The following is a 26,517-nucleotide window of genomic DNA, read 5'->3' as shown; positions in this document are numbered from 1 at the left end:
TTGTTTTAAGTGATTTGAATTTATCATATTATTTATCGTTTTACAATAAATTATTATTGAATTTTATTATTTTATTATTGTTAAGCAATCACTTGTGATATAATAACGACCAACGATAATGAATAAAAACGTTGAATAAGGCGGTCCTTACTCATGAAATTGGAACGATTAATCTCTATGATCTACAAGCTGCTGAACAACGAAGTTGTCTCTGCTTCCATGCTGGCCGAAGAGTTTCAGGTATCCCCAAGAACCATATATCGGGACATCGACGTGATCTGTGCCGCTGGCTTTCCTGTAGTTTCCTATCAGGGAATGAACGGCGGGTATGGCATGATGGACGGATACAAAATGGACAAAAGTCTGCTCGGTTCGTACGATGTTCACTCTCTGATTACGGTTCTGCGCAGTCTCTCCACTATATTTGAGGATGAGCGAGCACAGGGCACGATTGAACGTCTGCAAACGGTTGGGTCTGAGCAGGAGACACCCACCTTGACGGTGGACTTGGAGACCCATCGTACGGACCACCATGCGCTTCGTGAGCTACGGTCGGGGATCACGAAGCATATCGTTGTCCGTTTTGATTACATTAACAATCAGAATGAACGCACAAGCCGTGAGTTGGAACCGGTGATGCTTTATTTTAAATATCGAAATTGGTACGTATATGGTTTCTGCCGTGTACGCCAGGATTACCGGGAATTCCGTCTATCTCGTATAATGAATCTCTCGCTGACGCAAGCTTCTTTCCAACCGCATAGTGAGCTGCCAAAAGAGAGTTCTTGGCGAAATGAGGAATGGAAAAATCAGATAAGTGACGTTGTCTTTCGGGTTGCACCTGAAGCATTAGCAGAAGCACTTGACCATTTTCATCAGGCAGAGAAGCAATTTAACGAGGACGGAAGCATGACCATGCAAATTTCCGTTTACCAACCCCTACAGGCAAGATGGCTTCACTCATTTCTGCTGGGTTTGGGCAGTGGAGTTGAAGTGATTAAGCCGCGAGAACTTCGAGGGATTTTGAAAGAACAGCTGCAGCAAGCCATTTTGCTATACGAAGAAGTATGACACTCTGTTGTCATACTTCTTTTTTTATAATCACAACAGATTCAAAAACAAAAATCATCGTATTACAAAAGGAGATATTTTAAATGACAAATGTTTCAATGGAAATGCTGAGTTACCACACGTGGGCCAACCAAACGATCCTGGGCAGAATCAAGGAATTGCCCTCTTCTGTACTAAGTCAGGAATTGAACAGCTCTTTCCCCACCATCGCCCATGCCCTAAGCCATATCTACGCAGTAGATCAGATGTGGTATCTCGTTTTATCAGGTATGGCAATGGGTGAAGCACTGCAAGAGTGCATGCCATTGAACGGAAAAACATTCCTTACCGTCGAAGAGTACATGGACACCTACGCCGCATTGGCAGATCGATACCAGCAGTGGATACAGTCTCAAACCGATTTGGAGCAAACCATCATACTTGATAATCCATACGCTGGCATCTGCGAAACAACGTTGTCCAACATGCTGCTGCATGTGGTGAATCACGGTACCTATCACAGGGGAAATGTATCTACAATGCTGCGTCAATTGGGGCATGCATCCGTCATGAACGACTATTGTCTGTTTTGGTATCAGCAACCTGTGCAGTTCAATTAAATCAACAACGAAACAGGATCGTCAGGATTGGAGCAGTCGCACAATGGAAATTCAAAATTTACTCTCTATAAACTCAAGAGAAGACTTAAGATCGTGGCTGCAGACACGCTGCAGAACTGAAACTTCCTGCTGGGTTATTGTAAGCATGACTCCAAAGCCAGGTACGCTATTTTATTTGGACGTCGTGGAAGAATCCCTTTGCTTTGGTTGGATTGATGGGCTGAAGAAGAAAATTTCGAATACAGAGCTTGCACAGAGACTGTCACCCCGAAGCCACAACAGCTCCTGGACTGAATTGAACAAAGAACGGGTAAGGCGTCTTGAAAAGCTGGGATTCATGAGAGATGAAGGAAGACGCGTGCTGCCAAACATGGAAATTGAGTCTTTCCACATTCCAGAGGATATTGAGATCCGGCTCAAAGAGGATGCACAGACTTATGAGAATTTCATGGCTTTTCCCGCTTTATATACAAGAGTGCGCATCGACACTATTCAGAGCGTTAGGAATCAGCCCGCAGTGTTTAATCACAGATTGGATAAATTCATCACACACACAAGAGACAATAAAATGGTTGGTCAATGGCATGACGGTGGGCGACTTCTAAATTACTGAATGGTATTCCCCCGCCTATCATAGCGAAGTGATGTGGGACAGTCACCATTTTGCCTCTGGACGATATCCTATAGGTAAAAGGAGGACTGTTCATGTCGCTTTTGTATCAACATTCTGAACTGGAGAACGTCGATGCTCCTCTGGAAGCATGGAAAAAGGAGGCCTACCGCTTGTTTGCCTCCAAAATGAGTGATCGGGAAGCACGTTTCCCTTGTATTCCGGCGACGCAGGCTTTCGCCATGGGGCATCTCCGGTATGGTTTTGTTTCTGGCTCTGATCACCAGCCCGCAGATCGCAAACTCGCGGAGATCATTTCGGAATACGGGCGGGCCTCGCGTTCATTTGGTGAATATTCTTCATTGATTCTCTTTCTTGAATTAAGGGATAAAACAAGAACGGTTTTGGAGTATGAAGCGTTTTTTTGGGAATTGTTAAGCCAGGTCAGTGATTTGGATGTAAAGCCATGGCCGGAAGATATACCGGAGAACCCGGAGAATCCCTTATGGGAGTTCTGTTATGACGATGAGCGTTATTTCGTCTACTGCGGGACCCCTGCTCACACCAACAGGCAGAGCCGGAGTTTCCCATACTTTATGCTCGCTATGACACCTCGCTGGGTACTTGACCAGTGGAATGCTCACCCCAAGAAAGCTGCTGCCATCGGGCCCAAGATTCGTGAACGACTTGCCGAATACGATGCTGTACCCGCTCATCCTGAATTAAAACAGTATGGATCGCAGGGAAATCTCGAGTATAAGCAGTACTTTCTTAGAGATGATGATACCTCCCCTTCTCGGTGTCCTTTTCTTCGTGCTCTTCAAGCGGAGAAGATTCAGGAATAGAAGTTTACCCTTCCTTGTCCTAAAAGAGGCCTCCTCCGAATAAGCTGTACTCTGCAGATATTAGGAGGAGCGTCTCATTAACCGGATTCAGGAAAGGGAAATGATTATGGACATGGAACTGTATATTAAATATGTTCTGATTGGACTAGCTATCGCCATGCCAGTCGGAGCCATCACCGTAGAGATGACCAAACAGGGCTTGAAGAATGGCTTCATTCACGGCTGGGCGGTTGGTTTGGGTGGAATGACTCTGGATACAGCATTGATCCTTGCCATGTATTTTGGATTCGCCTCCATCCTCTCCCTGCCTTATGTGCAGATTCCTCTATGGCTTGTTGGAGCCGCTTTTCTTGCCTATCTTGGTTATGACTCGATCAGAAATGCAGACCAGGATATCACGCCAGCGGACGAGAAGGTAAGAAAATCATTTTGGAAAACGTACCGTAACGGCCTGCTTGTAGCCATCTCCCCAGGTAATCTGATCTTTTGGGTTTCCGTATTCGGAGCGGTTCTGTCTGATTCCTATCGTTCAGCCGGGAAGGAAAGCTTCGCTATAGCGGCTTGTGGGGTGCTGTGCGGTATTCTGATCCACGACCTGGGTCTGGTCTCTCTGGTTTCCATCACACGCAAAGTGATGAGCCGGCGAATGATCCATTGGGTTTCCATTGCAGCAGGCATCCTTCTGCTCGGGTTTTCGTTTTATTTTTTGTATGAATTCGTACTTTCTCTATGGACATATATTCAGTAATTGTCTTCGTTAATTGGACAACCCTATAATCTCCACAAAAAAAAGGGAACGGAATTTCATAATGCCTCCTCGGAGATTCCGATTCGTTACATTATTCCATCAGTTCCCAAATGAAGATACGTCAACCCTTGTTAACTTTACCTTGAGAGGGCATACGTCTGTGAAAAATGAATTATTTTAACAGATGAATAAAAAATCCCCCAACAACGGATCGATTCTGAAAGTTCAGCTGTTTACCGGTTAGGGTATCGTACCAGTCGGTTACTGGCACACGACTTGTTGTTTCATTCATGAATTGCCATAGTGGCAAAATCATTTGTTCAAACTGCTCTTGTGTTTCGCTCATGGAGGCACACCATACTAGCCAATCGGATTTGGTATACGTATCCCGGCTATCCAGTGGCGTTCCGTATCGATTTTGTTGACGTGCGTAATAATTGAGTTCTTTCACAGCAATTTCTTTTGGGAACAGATTGAAGCCTAACAGACGATCCCACACCAGATTGTACTTCAAACTCCATGATTCGTTGGAGCTGTCAAACGTCAGCTTATAGTGATCATCGGCATCCGCCATGGACACCCACTCCTTGGCCATCTTTGCAGCGGATTCTCGGTATACAGCTCCTTCTGTCTTCATCTCAAGCTGATCACACATATATGCGTAGGCAGCAATGCCCAATATCGCTTTGATCGAAAGATTGGCGTTATGTGCTAGATGGCCTGCGAAATCATCGGTGCACAGCTGATTGTCCGGATCCAGACCATGCTGTAGCAGATAAGACGCCCATTTCGTCAGAAGTTCCCAATACTCACGCGCAAATTCAGCATGCTTCTCATATTTGCTAACCGCCGCCGCCATCAGCAGCATGTTGCCACATTCTTCGATCGGCATCTGGTACTCCAGCTTGTTCTCCCCGTATACTTGCCCGTTCGCTTTGGGGTATGTCCCGACGTCATGGGGCGCAAAATCAAACGACCACTCACTGCTCTTGGCATATTTATAGATGGGACGCATCATGCCTTTGACCAATTCAGGATTATATTTCAGAAACAGCGGAATCGACGGGTAGCTTACATCCACCGTGGCAATGCAGCCATTACTGAAGTTTTCCTTGGAGAAAAATAAAACTTCGCCCGCTTCATCAACAACCAGCTTATGCGCAGCAATGGCTTGACGATAAGTGAGCGCCAGAATGTCTCGATAAGAAGCGCCGCCCGCCTCCTGACTTTCCTGCAGAAGTTCACGATTAAAGCTGTCGCATCTCTTCCTGATCTCTTCATACTGCTGTGCTGCCATCATCAGCATGTCATAAAAGGTCATTCCATCTTTTTTCCAATAGGCGTTCAATGGTTGATGAAAATATTCAATCGAGTGAATGTCATCATACGCTAACATCAGATAACCGGAAACCGTTTCTTCATGGACAAGACCCATATCCATCTCGGTTGCCATGACTGGCATATTATCTGATACTGTCCTTGGTTTATTCTCATCCTCTTCTACTTTCAACGCCCCTGTTCGTGCATATTGCTCACGACTTGATACAGATTGAACAACCGATTGGCTGTGGGGGGACAGGGGAACCGCCAGATACATATATCCCCAGTCTATTCTTGTATCATCGCCAGCAAGCTTCAATAGGGGCTGTTCAACGGTTCCCATAGTCAATGCATGCAATTGTTGGTCGATTACAGAAGAAGACCAGGTCACTTGCTGCTCTGGTGTGTTCACACACCATTCACCTGTTACATCAAAATAAATCTTCAAATGGTGTTCTAGGCCATCGATTGCACGAGCAAGGAATGTAACATACGTCACGGGTCTGGTTAACACCTCAAGATCATCCAGTAACAGCGGCGTGGTAAATTCAACCTGAAGCTCAATGCCTTCCCCTTCAAACGTGTAACGAGTCGTCACAGGTTCGACGGTCAGATTCGTCTGTACAAGTGTGGCATTTCCCCCCACATCCGCAGAATGATCAAGTGAATCCACTTTCCCCATAAATCTTCTGATTTTCCCATCAATCACTGCCATGCCTACCATGCCTTGAGTTTTGTTGGTCCAGTGCCGAGTGTGTTCTTCATAGAGATGATCGGCTGTGGACCATACGCTAAAATATGGGTCGACCGTTACCAGCGGCACCGCTGGGGGCCTGAAACTTGTTGTCATGATGTTACATCTCCTTCATATATAAATTTATTGGCTATTCAGCACTGAATATTAAAATGTATACGCACGTTAAACTTCTGCAGGTCGTCACTCTACTCATCCATTAGGGCTTTGTTTGCCTTTCTGGCAGGGCAATACAAAGCCCATGGATTCTCTCACGTTAGCTTTAAGTGTTAGCAAAATCAGTTCGGCATCTGGACGGTCACCACGTCTTTTCCTTTCAGATTTTCATTGGTAAACTGCATGGCTTGATCGTATCCGGTATTCCTCAATTGATCCCTCAACTCGTTAATAATGCTCATGGCAGCTTCATCCGATTTTGCAAAAACAGCTTCCTTCCAGGCATCTCCCATCCGGTCCATGGAAGGCTTCAACATTTCCCATTCAGGTGCGTTCGTGATGACATCCCCCGGATTATAAGCGGTAATAACCTGAATACCATTTGGACGAAGGATTTTACGAGCATTATCCATGGCATCCAGTCTGTCCTGGTCTGCCCAGATATCTCCGCCGGCATATGAGTTGATGCGATCAAGTCCGGTTAGGGATTCCAGACCAATGCCAATACCTACACTCTTGCGAACTTTACCGGATTGATCCGCTGCAAATTTTTCAAACCATTCCTGATTGGCTGCAGGTTTGCCATCCTTCATATCCCAGTGAACGCCTTGCACCCCATATCTGGCCAGCATAAAGCCTTCGTCAGAAGCCATGTAGTCCAGAAATTTAAGTGCGGCATCCACACATGCACCTTGGCAGCTTTTGGTGATAACTGTTACATTGTTGCCCTGAATGCCAAGGTCCACAGGGCGATTCGGATCCACATCAGCACGCTCTAACGGACCAACCGGAATGTAATCGCTTCCGGGATGAGAGGTGACATATTCCTTCGAAGCATCCAGGATGGCCGGATAATGTGCGGCGAGGATCGCAATACGGCCTTGATTAATCTTTTCTTTGGCGATGGGGTCTGTTTGGGTAAATACATCCGGATCGAGCAGGCCTTCTGCCAACAGTTTACGATAGAACAGCATGTATTCTTCATAACCTGGCGTGAAGAAGCTGTGCTCTAACGAACCATCGCCTTTGTCTACGTAACTTGCTCCAGAATAGAACATCGTATTGCCGATACCTACTGCCCAACCGTTACTGAATCCGCCCAGTGGAAATACAGGCTGCCCGTTTTCCTGCAGGTTGGCGTCTTTTATTTTTTTGAGAAAGGCATAAAAATCCTCTTTCGTTACCACCGACTGCGGGTCCACACCTACCTTTTCGGCAATGTCCTTGCGTACATAGAACCCGTAGAGCCAATCGATACCGTCTTCGTTTGTAGCGGGCTGATTCTGCAAAAGCAAATACTTTTTGCCTTCATATGCATTGATCGCTTTTTCATATAATGCTGGCGGCACGTTTTCTTCCGCGATCGACTTGGCGAGGTTGGGATAATTGTCCAACTTATCGGATAGGTCGACTAACTGACCTTCTTTGGCAGCTTTGATGATCCCATCAAGCTCCCCTCCCCAAGCCGGTCCGGTATAGATATCAGGTAAATCCTGCGTGGCAAAGATCTGATTCACCTTCTCGGTCTCACTGCCTTTGGTATATTCCCATTCCAGCGTCACTCCGGTCTTTTCCTTAATAACTTCCTCTATAGGGGTAATTCCATTATCCGATCCGCCAGAACCATTCCAATTATGCAATATTTTCAGCGTGTTTCCGCCACCCTCTCCGTCGCCTTCTCCGTTCCCTGATGAATTCATACAACCGCTCAGCAAACTTCCAGCCATAATGGATACGAGTAATACGGACATGCCTTTCGACCAAATCCTATTCACACCAATCGCCTCCTGGATATGGATATCAATGAATCAAGGTTAAGCCTGATAGCTAGAATCGTTAAATCGAAATGATTAACCTTTAACCGAACCGATCATGACCCCTTTGACAAAATAGCGTTGAAGAAACGGATAAATGCAGAGGATTGGAAAAACCGTAATAACAAGCAGTGCCATGCGCATGGATTCCGGTGTTGCTCCAGCTCCTCCGACTCCACCTACCGTCTGGCCACCTTGCTGCGCTGCCCGCTGCATGGAATTGGATAATGCTTCTGCTTCCGTGAGCATTTCTTGCAGCAAGGTCTGCACGGGGATCAGATTTTTGTTGGATACGTAGTAGGCACCAGAGAACCAGTCATTCCAATGCGCTACGCCGATAAATAGCGAAATGGTTGCGAGCACAGGCCCTGAAAGAGGCAGGATGATCCTCAAGAAGATCTGGAAATCGCCATAGCCGTCAATACGGGCAGACTCCTCCAATTCCTCCGGGATGCCTTGCAGAAACGTCCGAATAATGATGATGTGCATGAAATTGAATAACAGAGGCAAAACGTACACCCAAAAGGTATTGATCAGATGCAGTTTTTGAAGTGTAATGAAGAACGGAATGAAACCCGCACTGAAAATCGTGGGCAAAAAGATGTAAAAGGTAAAAAAGGAACGGCCAGGCAATGTTTTTTTGGAAAGCGCATAAGCCATAAGGGTACACAATATCACATGCAGGAACGTACCCAGCACGGTGCGCATCAGGGTAATTTGGTATGCCTTCCAGATGCGTGCATTATCAAATACCTCGGCATAGTTCTCCAACGTGAATTTTCGGGGTAAAAAATAAATTGCCCCCTGCATCGAGTCCTTACCTTCATTTAATGAGTAGGCCAAAATATAAATAAACGGGTAGATCATGGAGAAACCGACCAACGCAAGAAAAGTATAGTTGAACACTGAGAATACAGACCATTTTCGTTCCATATCGTCACCTCCTTAGAACAGGGATACATCACTGACTTTGCGGGCAATGCGATTGACGGTCAGTACCAGAATAAGTCCTATAACGCTTTGGAATAACCCAACAGCTGCGGCATAACTGAGGCGCCCTTCACGAATCCCGGAGTTAATGGCATGAACATCCAGTACGCTCCCAATGCTCGCGGTAGCAGGTCCATTCAGAAGAAGCAGCTGTTCGTATCCTGCACTCATCAAGCTGCCTACGGCAAGAATGAATAAGAGGATCGCCACACTGCGAATGCCTGGAAGTGTCACATGCCACATCTGTCTGAAACGTCCTGCACCATCAATCTTGGCAGCCTCATAGAGCTGCTGATCGATCCCTGCGATGGCTGCCATGAAGATAATGGAGTTCCAGCCGATGTTCTTCCAGATGTCCGATCCAACAATCAGTTGATAGAACCAGGTTGGATTGTTCAGAAACTGGATTGATTCTGCCCCCATCGTTCCCATGAGGTCATTGACTGGTCCGCCATAGGGTGTCAACAGCCTCTGCATCAGCGTGACCACAACGATCCAGGATACGAAATAAGGCAAGTAGGATAACGTCTGGACCGTCTTCTTAAATCGGATCATGCGGACTTCATTTAACAGGAGTGCAAGAATAATGGGCATCGGAAAACCGATCAGCAGCTTCATAAGACTGATGATGATCGTATTGCGGATGATGTCACCGGATTGATAGTAATTGAAGAACTGTTCAAAATACTTGAAACCCGCCCATGGGCTTCCGGTAAATCCACCCATAAAGTTGTAGTCCCGGAAAGCAACCTGGATTCCATACAACGGGACATAAGAGAACAGAAAAAACCAGACAATACCTGGCAGCATGAACAAATAAAAAAGTTTATGCTGCCAGATTCGCTTCATCAATCGATGGTTGGTTGCTCTTGACTTGATCACATTCCCACCTCTCCTTTCTCAACATGAAGGACATCCTCTACCTTTGTTGTACCTGTAACAACTTCAAACGCAGAGTAATGATCTCAAATGGAGTAAACGATAGCGAAATTTGGGATGGATCTGTCATCGGAATTGGCGATATGATGTTCTCCATCAGATCAGCTTCCCAGGCCTCAGCGATATCGAATCCAAGGTGAATAACCGTATGAGCATGTGTTCCAGACGTTTCATACAGCCGAACGATGACCTCGTCACCATCTTCAGCCTTTTTGATGGACTCCACCATGACGTGTGTATGGTCCGGTTGCAGAAATGATTTTGAGAAAGGCAGATTTCCATCCTGTTTATCCCCTACCGAGGGTAACGCCACAACACGCAAAGGGATGTTCAGTTCATTGCCTCTTCGATAGATCTCGGCTTGAACGTGATTCCCTTGATGCGGATATAACGAGTAAGTGAATTCGTGTTCAGCACGATCTGCTTCCGGATCCGGATACGAGCTGCTGCGCAGCAGGTTCAGGTCAAGCACGTTATCAAAGGCTCTGTGACCGTACTTGCAATCATTGAGTAAAGCCACACCGTAATCGGGCTCAGATATATCGATCCACTGATGTGCGCAGATCTCATCCTTCGCAAAATCCCACATGGTATTCCGGTGGGTCGGTCTGGACAGACTGCCAAACTGGATCTCACAATGCACCAGATCTGTGCGAACATTCACCGGGAAGGACGTACGCAGCATCTTGGCGTTTTCTCGCCAATCCACCTTGGTTGCAAAATCGATTCTCCGGCTGCCCTGAGTAAGAATAACGCTCTGAGTCAACTTGGATTCGCCATAGTTGTATTGGAAGATCAGTCCTATCCTGGGCCCTTCACGAAGTTCACGAATTTCATGCAATGTTAGCGGCACACCGGCCAACTCTGCATAATCATGGCTGAAATCCCATGCATCTCCTTCATCATGATACACACGGAGTTTATTTCCCTGTTGTCCTTGTGGAATGACTTCTCGTGCTTCTGCTTTATCCAGGATCGAGAGAATGGTACCATTCAGATCAAATTTCACGAAGAAGGAGTCGCTTTCGATGAAGCGTTCTTCCACATTTACATGTAACTCTGAATCCAGTATCCCTGATTCCTGTTCCATACAGGCTCCGGACTCATCTATACTGCTCTGGTTCGAATAATCAGGTACAACCGTGTACCCCATGGATGGAACCTGAACCTTCATCCACCGGCCTTCAATATCAAGCCATTCCTGTCGCTCCCAAGGTAATGAATTAAACACCACTGCAGCTGCGGATGGCAACTTCTCCCCTAGAGCCATCTGATCTGCCAAACGGCTGTAAGTATCTGCAATCATGTTCTCTGTTTGGTTGAACAGGTCTTCATACCTGATTAGTGATTCATCGTATACCCGCTTGATGGACGACCCTGGAAGGATATCGTGAAATTGGTACAACAAGACTTCCTTCCAGATGGTTTCAAACAGATCAGAGGGATACGAGTAACCTAACTGGGCTGCCGCCAGAACGGATGCAAATTCCAATTCACGCAGCGCTTTCTCCATTTTCCGGTTATACCGCTTGCTTCGCGCCTGACTCGTCAAGGTACCCTGATGCTTTTCCAGATACAGCTCCCCGCGCCACGTCTGGAATTTCTCTCGTTCTTCATTGAGCTTTTCAAAAAATGTCCATGAAGGCTCCTGTATAACGGGAGACAAGCCGAGCAGGTTCTTGGTCCGTTCGAGCCGTTCCAGATGCTCTTCACCCGGTCCTCCTCCCCCATCCCCTATTCCGAAGAGCATCAGCGCGTGTCCGGAAACATTTTTGTCCAGATATTCCTGCTCAGCTTTGACAATAGAACGGGGTGCTGCGGGGCTGTTGTACGTATCCTCCGGAGGCATATGTGTTAATACCGTTGATCCATCAATTCCTTCCCACATAAATGAATGATGGGGATGCCGATTGTACTCACTCCAGGAGAGTTTCTGGGTCATCATATAATCGACTCCGGATTTCTTCAATAATTGAGGCAAGCTTGCCGAATAACCAAATACGTCAGGCATCCAAAGGGATTTCATCTCCAACCCGAACTCTTGTTGAAAATAACGTTTACCATACAGAATCTGCCGTACAAGGGATTCTCCGCCCGGCACATTCGTATCCGATTCCACCCACATGGCTCCCTGCGGCTCCCATCTTCCTTCCCGCACTCGTTCCTTGATCTGCTCATATAACTTGGGATAATGCTGCTTCATCCAGTCGTACAGCTGGGGCTGACTCGCTCCAAACACATAGTCCGGATAACGTTCCATCATGCGAAGCGCGGTCGAGAACGTTCTAGCCCCTTTACGGATTGTTTCACGAATCGGCCATAACCAGGCCAAATCAATATGTGCATGACCTACAGCACTTAGGGTTAAGACCGGATCTCCCCCTTGAAGACTGAGCTGTTCATGCGTTTGTCTCTTCGCCAGTCGGATACGCTCTTCCGAGAATTCGGTCAGCTGCAAGGACACTTCATAGAGTGTCTGGTAGATCCTTTCCTTGCGGGCTGTTCCTTGTGGGAGATGTTCTGCCGTCTCCAATAGAACCTCGGTGTCGTAGTACAAACTGCGAATGTCTTCCCGGCAGACTGCGATAACAGCCTCTCTCAGAGAACCGCCCTGATACTTGCCAAACAAATCGTTATTGCCTGCTTCTGCCCATACTTCGATTTCATCTCCGCTGATACTTGCCTCACAGAGCTGAACGACTCGCTTGCCAGGCAAGCCCAAGGAGAAGTCAAATTCGGAGTTAATAGTCGTCAACCCCTGTACTGGCGTTCCTTCATGGTCGACAAGACATAGTTCGCCACTGACGTCCAACAAAAGAACGATGCTCTCATGACTGCTGAGTTTATGGGATGGGGTTTTGCCTGTGAAACGGAACCAGGCACAGTCCCATAGCTCTCCCCAGCGTTCTCCTGGATGGAGCGTAACTTCCGTTCCCGACATCCGTGATTCATAGGATACGGGCTCTGGCGTAACCCACGCCTTTACTTCCAACTCGGTAATCGGCTTATAAATTTCTTCTCGAAGTTTGTTTAACATCTGCCTTAATCGTTCCGGTCTGATCGGTTCGTATGGCATGTTCGTTGCTCCTCTCTGTTACGGTGATAGGGCTAAGAAATCAGGAAGACCATCTCACATGTACCTCTGCATGGTTTTCAATCCCATGCTCATATTGAACAAGCACGGTCAGTGAATCCGGGTCCCATTCCCAAGCTGCGGATACCGCTTGACCTTGAACAATGTAATGGACAGATACAGGCTTCACCTTGCAATACAGCCGTGCGGTTGCTTGCAGACGGGCAGGTCCTTTCGCCGAAAATTGAAAACCTGCACCCGATTCGGACAGTGATTCGATTCGGGAGGAAGCCGCGATAAAGGAAACCTCTCCATTCGTTGGACGTCCTGCCTCAACATCATAGAGCAGCGCCTGTTCTCCAGGTTTCAGAACCACCTGGCTTAGTACAGAGAGCTTCGAATCGAACAAATCCACCACCGGGCCGGGTATGACCAGGAATTCTTCGCTTACCGACTCATTCAAAGCAGATGCGATAATGTAAGGGCCCCGCCTGATTTTAAAATACGGTCTCGGTTGCCACTGGATCGCTGGTGGGTTAAGCTCGGCAATGATATCTTGAACCGATTGACGAAGGCGATCAGCTCCTGCCCTGGATCGTGTAAATTCGGCAGGGTGTTCGTTCAGCCAGACCATCCCTCCCTTGCCTATCCGGTGGACGCCGCCCACTTTCTCCTTCAGACCAATCTGCTCGAACAAATGCTCACGCGGGGAATGATACTTGGTTCCAGACCTTCCCTCTTCCTGATCCAGATTCCACCACGCGCGAATATCATGATAGGGGTCACTGTCATCGCCAACGTAAATCAGCGCCCCGCCATCCTGCACCCACTGTGCCAGCACATAATGAACATCCGGATACTGCGGCTTGATAAACTCATAGCTCAGGACAAGCACATCGTAGGGCGCAAGATAACCCGGATACCGCCGCACATTATCTAGTAAAAGGGGACGAACCGGCACGCCGTGTTTTAGCAGTGGAAGCGCAAGACCATAAAAAGGAGAGAAATCAAGCAGTTCGGTATCTCCCTCTTCTTGAAACCCTTCAGGATCTGTTCCATCATACTTTCCTGGATTAGGCGCCTCTGGGTCCGGCTTCATTCGCTGAAACATCGCTGAATCGGCAATAAGAACACCAACCTGCAGCGGATTCTTATCCGTTTCGGTCACATTCTGGTCCAGGTTACCCAGCGTATGCATGACCTGAAGCAGTGTTGTTGCATAGTCTGCGGGGATTCTCTCCTTGCCGGAACCTTCTTCCGTAGGGGAAGTCCCTTGAAAGATCCTTCGCGGCCATGGCGCGACTTCGTAATGGGCAACCCCGGGATGCAGAAGCGAGGCGACAACCGTCTTTAGATAGTTCTGTTTATAATCCGCCCAGGTGTAATTCGGATTATCCTCGATCGGATCATGCAGAAACCACATGCGTCTGTCGGTTCCGCGTACCAGTTCCTGCATCACGCCATATTCAAGGTAAGCGGTTTCAAATGTACGTTCCTTGCGAACCCCTTCATACACATTGGCTGTACGCGATGTCCCTGTCCAGATCTGTGCTATGTATCCATCAATGGAAGCCAGCTCAACAAGTTGGGATTGCGGACTGACGATTCGCCACTGCGTGTAATTGATGAGACTGTGTGTTGGAACGTAGAAGCGGAGGACACGGCCATATCGCTGCAGTGCATAATCCTTCATCTCGGCACATAACCGATCAAGGGCCCGGGTATATAAATAGGCTTTTAATTTGGACGCTCGATATTGGGCATCCGGCGATGCATGCGGCGGAATCCAGGATTCCTTGTAATACAATTGCCATTCCCTCTTAAAAGCTTCGGAATACCCACCATTCACCCAGAATTCAGGCTCTTCCAGATGGATAGCCTCAACACCAGCATCTACAGCAATTCGAATGCGCTCGGCGAGATAACGCCCGAACGAAATGGTCGGTACCATGTACGGAATAACCGGTTTATTCCCATGAAGAATCATCTGCTGGTGACGATCCGTCTGAGCCTCATCCCAGTGGGGTATACCATCTACCTCGCCATCAAGGTAATCGTTGTATTCTCCCCAGGCAACCCCGGTCATGAGATGCACAATATATCCTTTGTCTTTCCACTGCTTGATACGTTCCGGCATGGATTCGTCGATGCCATAAACCATTACAAAGTCAGTCTGCAAATCATAGTCGGGATGATACGGAGCTGATTCCTGAAATCCGGTGCGCTCTTCCTTTCGGTCTCGGGACACATTCTAACCCCCTTGTGAGATTGGTTTGGACTGTGTTGTATGATTATCCATCATTTTCTAGACTATAATATATGGATTGAATATATTCAATATGTTTTTTATAAAATAAAAAACCTTCCCGTCATTGACGGAGAAGGTTCTCATGTGCATCCATATCAGGTTTGAGGAGCTTTGCCAGTGGTCTGGCGTATCATAAGTTCAGGTTCAATCAGTATTTTACTATAACCTTTCGTTTCTTCATGCCCATGCAGCACTTCAAGTAATTTAACCGCAGCCTGGTATCCCATATCTCGTTCAAACTGATTCACATGGGTGAAAATGCTGAATTCCTCCACAATGGATGTGGGATCGTCGAAGCTTACGATGGATACATCTTCAGGTACCCGAAGCCCTGCTTGCTTCGCCATTTGATAAATCTGCACTCCAAGCCTTCCGTTGAGCGAAATGTATGCCGTGACCATGCGGTTCACAATATACCTGTACAAGGGGTGGGATTCCGCATCTTTTAGCACACTTAAAGGTTGGAAATCTGTAATCATATGGGCCGGATTAATTAACGAACCTTTGCCTTTCAATGCCTCAATATAACCTTCGATCCGCTCCTGAACCGTGACAGTTTGCAGTGGCGAATCCGAACAGATGGCGATATCGCGGTGCCCAAGCTCCCATAGATGCTCTACGGCCAGTTTTGTACCGCGTCGTCCATCCGCCGCAATATAGTTTGTCTCGACACCAGGCAAATAGCGGTCAATTAGTACAAAAGGAAAACCGGAAAGCTTCATGCCAAGGATCTCCTCGTTATAGTTTTCCTCATCGACAGGAAAAATTAACAGCCCTTCAGCGCCAAGTGCCTTCAGTTCCTTGATGGCATCCTTTTCTTTATCCAGCCTGCCTTGTGTAAACATGACCATGCTGCGATAACCTTTTTCGCCAAGGGCCTGTTCAATTCCCTCAACAAGTCTGATGGCAAAGTAATCATGGATTGAAGGCATAACTACACCGACCATCCCGGTGGCTAGTGAACCTTCTCTTCCCTTCGATGCAATCGTCGTTGCTCGCGGCGCAGCTGCGATATCGTTTTCTTCCGCCACAAAACTCCCCTTGCCAGGCACCCTGTCGATCAACTTTTCATTCGCTAATCCGGTCAAGGCATTGGCCACGGTGATTTTGCTGACCTGGAACTGATCCATCAGTTCCTTTTCTGTCGGTATGCGATCGCCGGGTTTCATCTTTTCTGTAGTAATAATATGTCTGACATAGTCCTGGATTTGCTGATACAACGGAATTCGTTCGTTTGTACTCATTCGGATCACATCACCAATTCATTCGTAATATTTGAGATATATAATATATCCTTTCATAAGCAAGCGCAATAAACAAGCTGAACTTAACCGCAGTATACTACAACTCTTCCAGGTAAAAATCAGGATTGGAATGTCGCTTCCCCTTAAAAAAAATAGGAAGTTTTGTCGAAACCCTTGCAATAACATATATGAATATATTTAATATATCTTGAAATGAAGTGTGTGTCTGGCTTTCGGCCGCAAAAGGAGGATGAGATAACTGAGGGATGCACATGCTCTTATTTCTGACTACAAACAAGGAGTGAGATCGCCATGGCTCGTAGATTCAAGATGGTCTGTTTAGCCTTTCTATGTGCTTTTTCCTTAACTGCTGGAGCGGCGTCTGCTTCGGAAACCGCGGTTCAAACCACAAAGCCTGTGGATTCCAAAGCAAACCGGGAACTACCCCGTTTCAAGAAGCCGAAACATCTGGATGCTGCTGATATCTATGATGCGCCAGGTGATATCAAATTGCTCTTTGCAACGCTGCAGGGGATCGTTAACAGGAAACAACCACGGATTTATCTGATCGAATCCCAGGAAGAAGGTAAAATGACCTGGCTCAATGATCTCAATGTGCCCTATACGCTTCATCAGGACTACTGGGAAGTATTCTCGGCATACCGCAACGATATCAAAGGCATGATTGTGTATGACCCGAAGTTGCCTGATTCAATTAATGTGGCCACCACGCTGGCTGGTCTGAAAGATGCAGTTGTTGCCAGTCCAGAGCTTGCTGCCCAATTATCCAAAGCCCCATATAAACTGAAAATCCTTGATGATCTGCAGGGGAAGTTCAGCAGCCGGCTTGATGCTTATACCTGGCAATATGAGAATCTGTGGAAGAAAACGACCCACCAGATGTTAGTCGGACTCGCTCCGGATACAGCGATTCGAATCCCATCCGGCCTCCCGGAGTCCTTTGTGACCATTGCTGAGGAAGAGCAGCCCGTACGTGATGCCAGCAACCGAGACACATACTCCCTTGACCTCTCTTCCCTACTTGGCAATTCCGAGGTATACCTTCGGTTTGATGACGCCATTACTCAGGATGGCTGGGGACCCGCCGTGCATGAAGTTACAGTTAAGGCAGATGGCAAAGTCATTGCAAACTTTGTTGCGGGAACCCCTGAAGAAGAAGCATTTCTGTATGACAGACAGAATTCCAAGGTTGCTGAGGGTCAAGGTGGCCACCGATTCGCCGATAATGGCAATTATTTTGTGTATGAATTCAGTCCTCCTGCCGGAACGAATGAACTCACGGCTGAAGTGGACATGTGGAACCAGTATAAGGTATCCGCTGGGAATATCCGTCCTCTCTCTGCAGAACAGCGTGAACCCTATGGTTATTTACGGGACTATGCGGTCGCCAACAAAGCGATGGTGTTTTGGCTTGACTCCAATGTACCTGAGCAAAAAGCTCTATTTGAAAAAATCATGTCTGATGTAAAATCGGGAACTCCCTACCTGGGCTGGTTCAGCAATGATGTGGAAGGTGAATTCAGCTCCGTTGAGATTGCCTCCCGTTACGGCGTTTACGTACTCGCTGCCGACTGGTTCAGTAATCTGACTGTGTTCTCGGGAACCGAGCCGAAGTTCAAGCCAGTCAAAAAAGCTCCACGTCCCCAGTTGGAGAACAAAATTTATGTAACTTATACCTTCACCGAAGGCGATAATTTTCAGTACAACCAGCATCGCATGCGAGTAATGTGGGATGATCCGGCGCGAGGCAAGGTTCCACTCAACTGGACGTCAAGCCCGCTTCTCTATGAGGGCGCACCAGCGATATTGAATCATTATGTAAATACGGCGACTGCCAATGATCTGCTGATTGCCGGACCATCCGGTGCGGGATATTTCTATCCAGGTGCATGGCCTGATTCGAGCTTCCGGCAATTTTTGCAACAAACCGAAAAATACCTCAAAAAGACTGGCATGACGATCTCGTATGTTTTAAACCGGGAAGACAGCGAAAATATCCCACTCACCCCATTTAAGGCAAACGCTTACGAGAAGGACTATCATTCGCCAGGTCTATTCATTAGTTATGAAGATAAGTATGGGGTTGAAATCGTTGGCAAGAGTCTGCCCGTATCTACGATTCGCGGGATAAGTACGGCACAGGATGGGTTACAGGTGCTCAATGAAGCAAAAGCGAACTGGGATGGAAAGTCGCCGTTGTTCGTTTCTCTTGGATTGCTTGCCTGGAGCATGACTCCATCGGATGCACTTGCAATCACCGAAGAGCTGGGAGAAGAATTTGAAGTGGTTCGAGCGGATGACTATTTCTCCCTCATTCGAGAAAGTAAGCAATTGCCTGCGATCAAATAGTCTCCATCCTGTGGCTTAGTACCCCAACGTTTAAAAGCATCGTAACCCTTAATAGGGCTACGATGCTTCTTTTCCGTTTTACGACCACCCGGACTGCTCATGGTCAAAAGGTCTAATCCAATCGCTTATTTTAACTGCTGCTATTTTTGAAGTTTTCCTGGCTTGGAACGTGTACCTTCCTCCAGCTTCGCAGCTGCCTCCAGCAGAAAAACGCCGCTTAGCTGAGCCGTAAGATGGAGCGGATTCTGGGCGGGTTGACCCCACGCCTGACCGAATAATCCATTGTTCCGGCTGCCCTTCCATAACGCATCTGCATTCCGGAAGATCGCTTTCTTCAGAGCTTTGTTATGCCCGGCATCATACAGCTCCACCATGTAACGGATCAATATGCCTTTGAACAAGGCACCATCTCCATCCCCATCCTCTAGGAAAATCCCCGTTTTCTCATTCGTCAAGGACTTCAGGGAGCCTGCTGCTGTCTTCTCTGCATCCTGCAAATACACCTGATCTCCCGTAATCCGGTAAAGCTCCACTCCAGCACCTATGAATGTGCCCTGGTTATAGGTGAAGATCCAAGCTTCATTCACATCAAGAGTACCGTCTTCACGCAGCACCAAGCCGTCTGCGACGAGTCCTGTTTGCGGATTAACGAGATAGTGTTTTTCCCATTCGTATATTTTTTGAGCCCATTCCAGATCCTGAGGATCGCCAAAACGCTCATACAGCCTGGCTGCCAGAATCGAAGCCGGACCACTTGAACACGCATTACGGTTGTATCGCTGGTCCTTCTTCCAAGCCATGCCTCCCAAATCATCCTCCCACCAGGCTGTCTTGATATCCGCCCAGAGCTCCAGCACGTAATCTTTCATTTCTTCACTGCCTGTGGCATCGTATAGACGGAGAGCAGCAAGAGCGAGCCATTCCATATCATCATAAAATTCATTATGAAGCGAACCATTGCGTTCAATAATACTCCGCACCAGTTCTTCCGCCCGTTCCGTATACGCCTTGTCTCCTGTTCGTTCGTATCCGTCTACCAGTGCATCAACCGCATGAGCCTTCCACCAATAATTCAGAGGCTCTTCACCTTCCGGTGTCGAAGGATAAGCGTTATTCATCATTTGTGCTTCATCGTTCCAGTAATATTCATCCAGTTTCTCTTGCGCCCACTGCGCTTGACTGGCATAGTGCTTTTTGCCTCCACCACTTGCACCCATCGTAGTGACTAAAATAATACTAAGGACCACAGTAAGACTTACGATTTTCTTCTTTCGCATTCGAATACCCTTCCTTTCTTAAAGTCATCAGATTATTCCTTCACTGCCCCGAGGACGATACCGTGAATCAAATAACGCTGTAGAAAAGGATAGATTAAAAGTATGGGAATCATGGAGACCAGAATTTTGGCAGAATTCAAAGTCGTGTTCGAAATTTTATTGTACTGCTGCAGCTGTTCAACAGAGAGATTCTGCATTTGGTCTCGCGTGAGACTAAGCCGCTGCAGGTAAGTCTGTAGTGGTATTTTGGAGCTGTCGTTTATGAGAATGATTCCGTCAAAGAAGTTATTCCAATGTCCAACGATGACAAATAACATAATGGTCGCGAGACTCGGCATGGAAATCGGGATGAAGATGTTAAGCAGAATTTTGATCGGACCCGCTCCGTCAATAAAGGCAGCTTCCTCAAGTTCCTTGGGTATGCCTTTGAAGAAGTTCATGAGAAGAATCACATTGAATACGGGTACCGCACCTGGTAAAACCAGCGCCCAGATGCTGTTAATCAGCCCTAGCTTGCTAATTACCATGTACCAAGGAACAATCCCTCCGCTGAATAACATTGTAAACACGATAATCCACATGTAAGTGTTCCGGGATCTGAACTGTGAAATACTGCGTGACAAGGGATAGGCCATCAGAATGGTCAAAATCATATTGATCGCACCGCCAAGCACCACTCGTTCAACCGAAATCAGAAACGCATTCCAGAACTTCGTATCTTTCAAAATCTGTGCGTAGGATGAGAAGTTCAGCTCCACCGGAAGAAAGTAAACCCGGCCTGCATTAACTGCCGTACTGCTGCTGATGGAAACCATAATCGTATTTACAATCGGGGCCAGGGACATGAAAGTAATCAGGATCAACGTGAACATAATCAATAGTCGGGATAGCCTGGAACCGAGTGTTTTGGATTGAATCATGCTAGCCCTCCTAGAAAATTCTGTACCCCGCATACTTGGAAGCCAGTTTATACGAAATGACAATCAGAACAAAGCTGATGACCGATTTCATCAAACCAATGGCTGTTGCGAACGAATACTGCATATTGATCAGACCCATACGGTACACAAAGGTATCAATAATATCACCCGTTTCATATACGAGCGGATTATACAGGTTAAACACCTGATCGAATCCGGCATTGAGTACGTTTCCAAGACTCAATGTACCCAGCAGGATAATGGTTGGGAACATGCCTGGCAGCGTAATGTGGAGCGTCTGCTTCCAACGATTCGCACCATCCATGGCAGCGGATTCATACAAGGCAGGGTTAATTGCCGTTAGTGCCGCCAGATAGACTATGGTTCCATAACCGAACTCCTTCCAGGTATCCGTTACAATCAGCAGCGGTCTGAACCAATCGTTGCTTGCCAGAAACATAATGCGTTCCAAACCGAGAAGCTCAAGGAAATTGTTAATCATGCCGTCAAAAGAAAATATCATGGTCAGCATCGTGCCCAAGACAACCCATGACATAAAATGCGGTAAGTACACAATCGTTTGAATCGAACTCTTGAACACTTTCAGACGAACCTCATTAAGCAGAAGGGCGAATACAATAGGGACAATTAATCCCAGCACAATTTTCCCGACCGCAATGACCAGCGTGTTGATAAAAATCTGCTTCGCGTCAGGCAGTTGAAACATATAGGTGAAGTTGCTAAGCCCCGCCCATTTGGAACCGAATATGCCTTTGGCAGGAATGAACTTCTGGAACGCCATGATTACGCCAAACATGGGCACAATCGAGAAAATAAACAGCATCACCATGCCGGGCAGCAGCATAAAATGATAAGTCATTTCGTCAAATCGCTTACGTTTCTTCTGAACTGAGCGCTTTTCCCTTACAGGTGGTATTGTCGTTTCTGCTTGCGCCATTGCCTTCTCACCTCCATCTTGCTCTATCTATAGACAGTTCATATGGCTAAAGGAAGGTGCGGAAGTCTGGTATCAGGCTTCCGCTATGCTGCGTTCCTGTTTCACACAGTCTGTATTACCTTTGAGCCATCTCGTTGACTTCCTCCGTAATCTCATCTCCGCCTGTGCGCTTCCATGTATCGACAAACGTATCAAATTCATCAATAGGCGCTTGCCCCATAATGATCTTGAGGATCGTCTCCTCTTCCAGCTTTTGCAGGTTCGCCCATTTCAGCTTCATCGTCTCTGTCGTCCCGTAAAAGCCTGCAGGAGTCACTTCCAGATTGGGATTATTCGCTTCTCGCTGTCCTTCAATTCGAGATAGATATTCGCCATAGGTGTTGACGTCAACGTCATTGCCTTTCTCTTTGAATTCCTGATAAGCCTTGAACGAGACAACCCGATCTTCCTGAACGGCAGAAGCATCTCCAGACTCATCGGCTTTTATGAGATCTTCGTAATAGCGCTTCAGCACATCGTCATAATCGACCTGCATTGGAATCTGAGTAGGATCGTTATTCCAGCGGCTCGCATCCGTCAACATCTCATCGGGATGTTCCTTCTTGTAGTTGATTGCATCTTCCGTTAAGGAATACAGGAAGTCCGTCGTCAGATTGACCGATTTCATTATGGCTTCAGGATGGGCAAAATTCTTGTTCACGACAACGATTCCTCCCCCTACAGGATCCTGACGAATCGTTCTGAACTTGCCGTTCTGATCAAGCGGTGCAGATACCGCGACCCATACGGCTTCGGGATTTTGCTTGATGGAATCCTTGTAATTGGTATAGCCGATCCACCATGGATTAAAGACCATTCCTGCCTGCCCGTTGATCACCAGTGCTTCCTTCTCTTCACTCGAGCGGACGGCAAATTGTTTATCAATCAAGCCTTCTTTGTACATGGAGCTAACCTCAGCGAGTGCCTGCTTCATCTCAGGCTGAACGGATCCGTATACCACCTGACCATCTTTCTCGATCCAATTCGTTGGAAATGCGCCATGCGTAGCGAACATCGGGCTAAAATTCATCGCATTCGAATCCATCACAATACCCACCGTCTTGCCTGTGCCAGATACGTCCTTTTCAACAAATGTTCTGGCGAGATTCCACACATCTTCGGCGGTTTCCGGCAGCTTGGCACCCACCTTATCTACCCAATCCTTCCGAATCCACAGCAATTGGTGCTGATTACCGATGTTTGTCATCGGAAGCCCCATAATTTTGCCATCGACTTTCACCTGATCGAGCAGCAAATCGCCGTAGGAAGCATAGATGTTCTTCACGCCTTCAGATGCTGTCTTCTCATAGACCTCTGTCATATCGGCGATCAGATCATTATCTACTAACTGATTAAATATCTCCCGGCTAACTAACATAACGTCAGGCAATTCACCCGTAGTCATGGACAAGGACAGCTTCTGATCCATGTCATCTGTTTCCCAAGCCACCTTCGCTTTGACATTCACCCGATCTTCTACATACCGAGTGGCCAAATTGTTCTCAATGGTGTCACCCGGAGGCAGGTTATTCACATGATTGGTATTACGGCCGATCGTGAACTCGACTGGCGTCTCATATTTGCCGTAAGGTTCGTAGTCCTGCTCGGATATCTGCGGCTGTGCGTTATCGCTGTTCCCCCCGCTGCAGCCACTGAATACAACCAGCACCATACAGGCCATCAGCAGTGAAGCGATCTTGCTGCGTTTGTGCATCCTGTCATCCCCTTTATGTGATTTACTTGAATAACCAAATTGTATGCGTTTTCATTTTTGGCGTATATGCAATTTTTTTCGGATATGTATCACTTTTTTCATGACCTCAACTATAGTGTTAAACAAGTAATTTCTAACTCATAAACCAAATAAGCGGCTGCCGCAGCAACCGCCTTTGTTTCTTAGCATTTTATTTGAAGCATTCCTGCTGCTTACGGTGAAGATGCCGGAATCACCATGGATACTTCTGTTCCGTAACCGGGTTCACTACGAATAACGAGCCCATAGTCCTGCCCGTAGTAGAGCTTCATTCGGTCATTAACATTGCGCACACCGCAGCCTCCATTTTCACTGGTTAACAGCTGTGTGATCTGCTGTGAGGTCATGCCTACGCCATTATCCGTAACAGCTAATCTAATGCCTTCACTCACTCGCCGAACGGTAATCTGAATGCCGTAATCCTTCGCTTCTGCCTCTACAAAACCATGCTTAATGGCATTTTCCACAATGGGCTGCAGTACAAAATGAATGATTTGTTCCAGCTGTACCGCTTCGTCAACATCGTAATCCACGTCAAACAGACCATCATTCATAATGAGCTGCAAGTCCAGATAAGCCTTAATATGCTGAATCTCAGCCTCAATCGTGGTCATATGCCTTCCTTGATTCAACGTCGTTCTGTAGAAACGTGCTAACGCAGATACCATATAGCTTGTTTCAATATCAGCCTTCTTCTCGGCCCTCCATCTGATAAATGAGAGTGTATTATACAGAAAATGAGGATTAATCTGACTAATCAGCCTGTTATATTCACTTTCCTTCTTGGCGATCTCGGCGCGATAGACCTGTGAGATCAGACTGTTGATCCTTCTGAGCATCTTCCCGATCCCATTCGTCAGCTCACCAAATTCATCACGGGAGGAGCTCTGAATGATTACATCCAGATTGTTTCGTTCCACCTTGTCGACTTTGGTCTTGAGGCGAAGAATTCGGCGTGTAAAGTTAGTGGAGATGATATATATAAGCAGAAAGGTAATGATCAGACTGAGGATGATGACGAATAGCGTGATTTGAAAAATGCTCATTGCATTCGCGTAGGCATTGGTATTCAGCAAATTGTAATAGATCGTCCAGCCATTGCTGGCAAGAGATCGACTTAAACTCAGGTCTGTTATTTCCCTTTTCTCCAAATCAACTGCACCAATCTGCTTTCTGTTGTCCTGAAAAATGATATGTTGTTCCGGATCTTCCATATGAACGGATACGTGCTCAGACAGATTATCCAGATCTCCAAAAATGCTGTCATGCTGTATGGATATGACCATAAAGTTGCTGTCTTTGGGATTGCTGATCAGTTCCTGAACCAGGTAGAGCTTCTCTCCGTCCACAATCCAGCGTCTACCCCGAAAACCATCGTACCACGTCTTGCTCCTTAGCTCCCCTATGGGCAAAATATTATTGCGAATTCCGAGCAGCTCTCCTGAGGTGTAGAAGGTGATCCCTTCAATATCATCATCCATCAATTTAATGTTCGAGATCAACGGCTCCATAATGTCACGAAAATCCAGGTACATCTGATAATAATTTTCATCATAGTCTTTGGTGAATATCTGAGAGAAATCCCGATTGAGTACGATAAACTCACTTAATGTATTGTAACGATTGATTTTGTAATCCATAATGCTGGCTACCTGCTCCAGGCTTGCTTCAGCTTCGCTTCGCAGCTCTCTCATCTGAATACGGTAGGATTGAATGAAGGAGAGCAGTCCCAGCAAAAGAATCGGAATGAGGGCAATGACCAGATGAGACAGCAATAATTTGTTACGGAACTTGATATCATTGAACCTGCTCTTGATCCATCCGATCATGAAGCACCCCGCACTCTCTGAACTGTAACGGACTAACGCCGAACTTGTTTTTGAACAGCTTGGCAAAATATGAATGGTTGTCGATGCCGACAGCCACTGCCACATCATTAATTTTCATATTGGAGTGAACAAGCAGATGGCTCGCACGGCTCAACCGGTAATCCGTGAGATATTTGGAGAAGTTCTCTCCGGTTTCTTTCTTAAACAGAATGCTTAAATATCCTGGGGACAGGTAGACGTCGTGGGCTGCTTCTGTTAGGGAGATATCTTTCTGATAATGATCCTTCACATAGTCCTTCACCTGCCGGATCACCTTCATTTCCATCGTTTCAGGCTCAGGCATCCCAGCGTAAGGACTCATTTTCGTAATATCCACCATCACCTGCAAAAACTCTTCCTTCATAAGTGGTTTGAGCAAATAATTGACGACACCGAGCCTTAGGGCACTGCGTGCGTATTCAAACTCATCGTATCCGCTGCATATAACGATATCGATATGTTGCTGTGTTTTGCGTGCGATCCTGCTAAGTTCAAGTCCGTCCATAAGCGGCATTTTGACATCGGTAATCAGAATATCAATTGCATTTTGTATCAATAGCTGCTCCGCTTTCTTACCGTTCTCTGCTTCCAGGATGTGAAAAGGAAATCCATACAGGGCGATCAAATCCTTGATTCCTTCTCTTTGAACACACTCATCATCCACAACAAGAACATTAAACATCCAGACATCTCCTTTGCGCGTGAAAGTGAGAGGATAACCAGCAGATATATTTCTTCGTTATTCATGGGTTGTCAGTTACAACGTAGTATATCACAGAATGAAGAAAGGGCTTTCATTTATATGTGCAATTTCTTATCCGTGTCTTATCCAATAAAAAAAGCCGCTATTTAGCGACTTCT

The 26,517-nt window shown here is 46.7% G+C and carries 19 protein-coding genes; 6 read left to right on the top strand and 13 right to left on the bottom strand.

Going from position 1 to position 26,517, the window contains the following annotated elements:
- Positions 1 to 153: 153 nt before the first annotated feature.
- The 5 genes from GUA98_RS05295 to GUA98_RS05275 all read left to right on the top strand — a co-directional run bounded on the left by GUA98_RS05295 (position 154) and on the right by GUA98_RS05275 (position 3,873).
- The gene (locus tag GUA98_RS05295) at positions 154 to 1,071 is read left to right on the top strand and encodes a helix-turn-helix transcriptional regulator (protein ID WP_193722285.1); all 918 of its coding nucleotides are present in this window, start codon (positions 154 to 156) and stop codon (positions 1,069 to 1,071) included.
- 83 nt (positions 1,072 to 1,154) lie between these two features.
- Positions 1,155 to 1,670 carry a DinB family protein gene (locus GUA98_RS05290; protein WP_193722284.1) on the top strand — a complete coding sequence of 172 codons (516 nt, stop codon included), beginning with the start codon at positions 1,155 to 1,157 and terminating at the stop codon, positions 1,668 to 1,670.
- 43 nt (positions 1,671 to 1,713) lie between these two features.
- Positions 1,714 to 2,283: a YdeI/OmpD-associated family protein gene (locus tag GUA98_RS05285; RefSeq protein WP_193722283.1), complete on the top strand. Its 570-nt coding sequence runs from the start codon at positions 1,714 to 1,716 to the stop codon at positions 2,281 to 2,283.
- Between the two features lie 92 nt (positions 2,284 to 2,375).
- Positions 2,376 to 3,125 (top strand): YqcI/YcgG family protein, encoded by a 750-nt coding sequence (locus GUA98_RS05280; RefSeq protein ID WP_193722282.1) that lies wholly within the window; start codon positions 2,376 to 2,378, stop codon positions 3,123 to 3,125.
- Positions 3,126 to 3,237: 112 nt separating this feature from the next.
- A complete protein-coding gene (locus GUA98_RS05275; RefSeq protein ID WP_193722841.1) occupies positions 3,238 to 3,873 on the top strand; it encodes a LysE family translocator in 636 nt (211 codons plus the stop codon).
- A 172-nt stretch (positions 3,874 to 4,045) separates the two neighbouring features.
- On the opposite strand, the gene GUA98_RS05270 is transcribed toward GUA98_RS05275, so the two are convergent.
- The 7 genes from GUA98_RS05270 to GUA98_RS05240 all read right to left on the bottom strand — a co-directional run bounded on the left by GUA98_RS05270 (position 4,046) and on the right by GUA98_RS05240 (position 16,471).
- Positions 4,046 to 6,043: a glutaminase family protein gene (locus GUA98_RS05270; RefSeq protein WP_193722281.1), complete on the bottom strand. Its 1,998-nt coding sequence runs from the start codon at positions 6,041 to 6,043 to the stop codon at positions 4,046 to 4,048.
- A 182-nt stretch (positions 6,044 to 6,225) separates the two neighbouring features.
- Positions 6,226 to 7,878, bottom strand: a complete 1,653-nt coding sequence (locus GUA98_RS05265) for an extracellular solute-binding protein (protein ID WP_193722280.1) — start codon at positions 7,876 to 7,878, stop codon at positions 6,226 to 6,228.
- 75 nt (positions 7,879 to 7,953) lie between these two features.
- Positions 7,954 to 8,850 carry a carbohydrate ABC transporter permease gene (locus GUA98_RS05260; RefSeq protein WP_095287243.1) on the bottom strand — a complete coding sequence of 299 codons (897 nt, stop codon included), beginning with the start codon at positions 8,848 to 8,850 and terminating at the stop codon, positions 7,954 to 7,956.
- Positions 8,851 to 8,862: 12 nt separating this feature from the next.
- Positions 8,863 to 9,789 carry an ABC transporter permease gene (locus GUA98_RS05255; protein ID WP_193722279.1) on the bottom strand — a complete coding sequence of 309 codons (927 nt, stop codon included), beginning with the start codon at positions 9,787 to 9,789 and terminating at the stop codon, positions 8,863 to 8,865.
- 37 nt (positions 9,790 to 9,826) lie between these two features.
- Positions 9,827 to 12,922: an alpha-mannosidase gene (locus tag GUA98_RS05250; RefSeq protein ID WP_193722278.1), complete on the bottom strand. Its 3,096-nt coding sequence runs from the start codon at positions 12,920 to 12,922 to the stop codon at positions 9,827 to 9,829.
- Positions 12,923 to 12,962: 40 nt separating this feature from the next.
- Positions 12,963 to 15,167 (bottom strand): hypothetical protein, encoded by a 2,205-nt coding sequence (locus tag GUA98_RS05245; RefSeq protein WP_193722277.1) that lies wholly within the window; start codon positions 15,165 to 15,167, stop codon positions 12,963 to 12,965.
- Between the two features lie 155 nt (positions 15,168 to 15,322).
- Positions 15,323 to 16,471, bottom strand: coding sequence for a GntR family transcriptional regulator (locus tag GUA98_RS05240; RefSeq protein WP_193722276.1), 1,149 nt, complete (start codon positions 16,469 to 16,471; stop codon positions 15,323 to 15,325).
- Between the two features lie 312 nt (positions 16,472 to 16,783).
- Here GUA98_RS05240 and GUA98_RS05235 point away from each other — a divergent pair, with 312 nt between their 5' ends.
- Positions 16,784 to 18,841, top strand: a complete 2,058-nt coding sequence (locus GUA98_RS05235; protein WP_193722275.1) for a GxGYxYP domain-containing protein — start codon at positions 16,784 to 16,786, stop codon at positions 18,839 to 18,841.
- Between the two features lie 140 nt (positions 18,842 to 18,981).
- Here the strand turns inward: GUA98_RS05235 and GUA98_RS05230 are convergent, their stop codons facing one another.
- From GUA98_RS05230 to GUA98_RS05205, 6 genes are all read right to left on the bottom strand, one after another.
- A complete protein-coding gene (locus tag GUA98_RS05230; protein ID WP_193722274.1) occupies positions 18,982 to 20,118 on the bottom strand; it encodes a glycoside hydrolase family 76 protein in 1,137 nt (378 codons plus the stop codon).
- 32 nt (positions 20,119 to 20,150) lie between these two features.
- Entirely contained in the window at positions 20,151 to 21,038 is an 888-nt protein-coding gene (locus GUA98_RS05225) for a carbohydrate ABC transporter permease (protein ID WP_153978414.1), read from the bottom strand.
- Positions 21,039 to 21,048: 10 nt separating this feature from the next.
- Positions 21,049 to 21,996, bottom strand: a complete 948-nt coding sequence (locus tag GUA98_RS05220) for an ABC transporter permease subunit (protein ID WP_193722273.1) — start codon at positions 21,994 to 21,996, stop codon at positions 21,049 to 21,051.
- A 115-nt stretch (positions 21,997 to 22,111) separates the two neighbouring features.
- The gene (locus GUA98_RS05215; RefSeq protein ID WP_193722272.1) at positions 22,112 to 23,749 is read right to left on the bottom strand and encodes an extracellular solute-binding protein; all 1,638 of its coding nucleotides are present in this window, start codon (positions 23,747 to 23,749) and stop codon (positions 22,112 to 22,114) included.
- A gap of 212 nt (positions 23,750 to 23,961) precedes the next feature.
- Positions 23,962 to 25,617, bottom strand: coding sequence for a sensor histidine kinase (locus GUA98_RS05210; protein WP_193722271.1), 1,656 nt, complete (start codon positions 25,615 to 25,617; stop codon positions 23,962 to 23,964).
- Complete coding sequence (locus tag GUA98_RS05205) at positions 25,586 to 26,338, bottom strand: response regulator transcription factor (protein WP_193722270.1); 753 nt, start codon at positions 26,336 to 26,338, stop codon at positions 25,586 to 25,588. Before GUA98_RS05205 ends, GUA98_RS05210 begins: the two co-directional genes overlap by 32 nt.
- Positions 26,339 to 26,517 lie beyond the last annotated feature (179 nt).

It is taken from the genome of Paenibacillus sp. P13VS, assembly GCF_015143645.1.
Lineage (GTDB): Bacteria > Bacillota > Bacilli > Paenibacillales > Paenibacillaceae > Paenibacillus > Paenibacillus xylanilyticus_A.
Note: the sequence above shows the minus strand (reverse complement) of the source record. Positions and strands in the feature narration are given on the sequence as shown.

What these genes read in the sequence shown, in the direction of transcription:
- GUA98_RS05295 (WP_193722285.1), top strand. Translation starts at nt 154, where the DNA reads ATGAAATTGGAACGATTAATCTCTATGATCTACAAGCTGCTGAACAAC.
- GUA98_RS05290 (WP_193722284.1), top strand. Translation starts at nt 1,155, where the DNA reads ATGACAAATGTTTCAATGGAAATGCTGAGTTACCACACGTGGGCCAAC.
- GUA98_RS05285 (WP_193722283.1), top strand. Translation starts at nt 1,714, where the DNA reads ATGGAAATTCAAAATTTACTCTCTATAAACTCAAGAGAAGACTTAAGA.
- GUA98_RS05280 (WP_193722282.1), top strand. Translation starts at nt 2,376, where the DNA reads ATGTCGCTTTTGTATCAACATTCTGAACTGGAGAACGTCGATGCTCCT.
- GUA98_RS05275 (WP_193722841.1), top strand. Translation starts at nt 3,238, where the DNA reads ATGGAACTGTATATTAAATATGTTCTGATTGGACTAGCTATCGCCATG.
- GUA98_RS05270 (WP_193722281.1), bottom strand. Translation starts at nt 6,043, where the DNA reads ATGACAACAAGTTTCAGGCCCCCAGCGGTGCCGCTGGTAACGGTCGAC.
- GUA98_RS05260 (WP_095287243.1), bottom strand. Translation starts at nt 8,850, where the DNA reads ATGGAACGAAAATGGTCTGTATTCTCAGTGTTCAACTATACTTTTCTT.
- GUA98_RS05250 (WP_193722278.1), bottom strand. Translation starts at nt 12,922, where the DNA reads ATGCCATACGAACCGATCAGACCGGAACGATTAAGGCAGATGTTAAAC.
- GUA98_RS05240 (WP_193722276.1), bottom strand. Translation starts at nt 16,471, where the DNA reads ATGAGTACAAACGAACGAATTCCGTTGTATCAGCAAATCCAGGACTAT.
- GUA98_RS05235 (WP_193722275.1), top strand. Translation starts at nt 16,784, where the DNA reads ATGGCTCGTAGATTCAAGATGGTCTGTTTAGCCTTTCTATGTGCTTTT.
- GUA98_RS05230 (WP_193722274.1), bottom strand. Translation starts at nt 20,118, where the DNA reads ATGCGAAAGAAGAAAATCGTAAGTCTTACTGTGGTCCTTAGTATTATT.
- GUA98_RS05225 (WP_153978414.1), bottom strand. Translation starts at nt 21,038, where the DNA reads ATGATTCAATCCAAAACACTCGGTTCCAGGCTATCCCGACTATTGATT.
- GUA98_RS05220 (WP_193722273.1), bottom strand. Translation starts at nt 21,996, where the DNA reads ATGGCGCAAGCAGAAACGACAATACCACCTGTAAGGGAAAAGCGCTCA.
- GUA98_RS05215 (WP_193722272.1), bottom strand. Translation starts at nt 23,749, where the DNA reads ATGCACAAACGCAGCAAGATCGCTTCACTGCTGATGGCCTGTATGGTG.
- GUA98_RS05210 (WP_193722271.1), bottom strand. Translation starts at nt 25,617, where the DNA reads ATGATCGGATGGATCAAGAGCAGGTTCAATGATATCAAGTTCCGTAAC.
- GUA98_RS05205 (WP_193722270.1), bottom strand. Translation starts at nt 26,338, where the DNA reads ATGTTTAATGTTCTTGTTGTGGATGATGAGTGTGTTCAAAGAGAAGGA.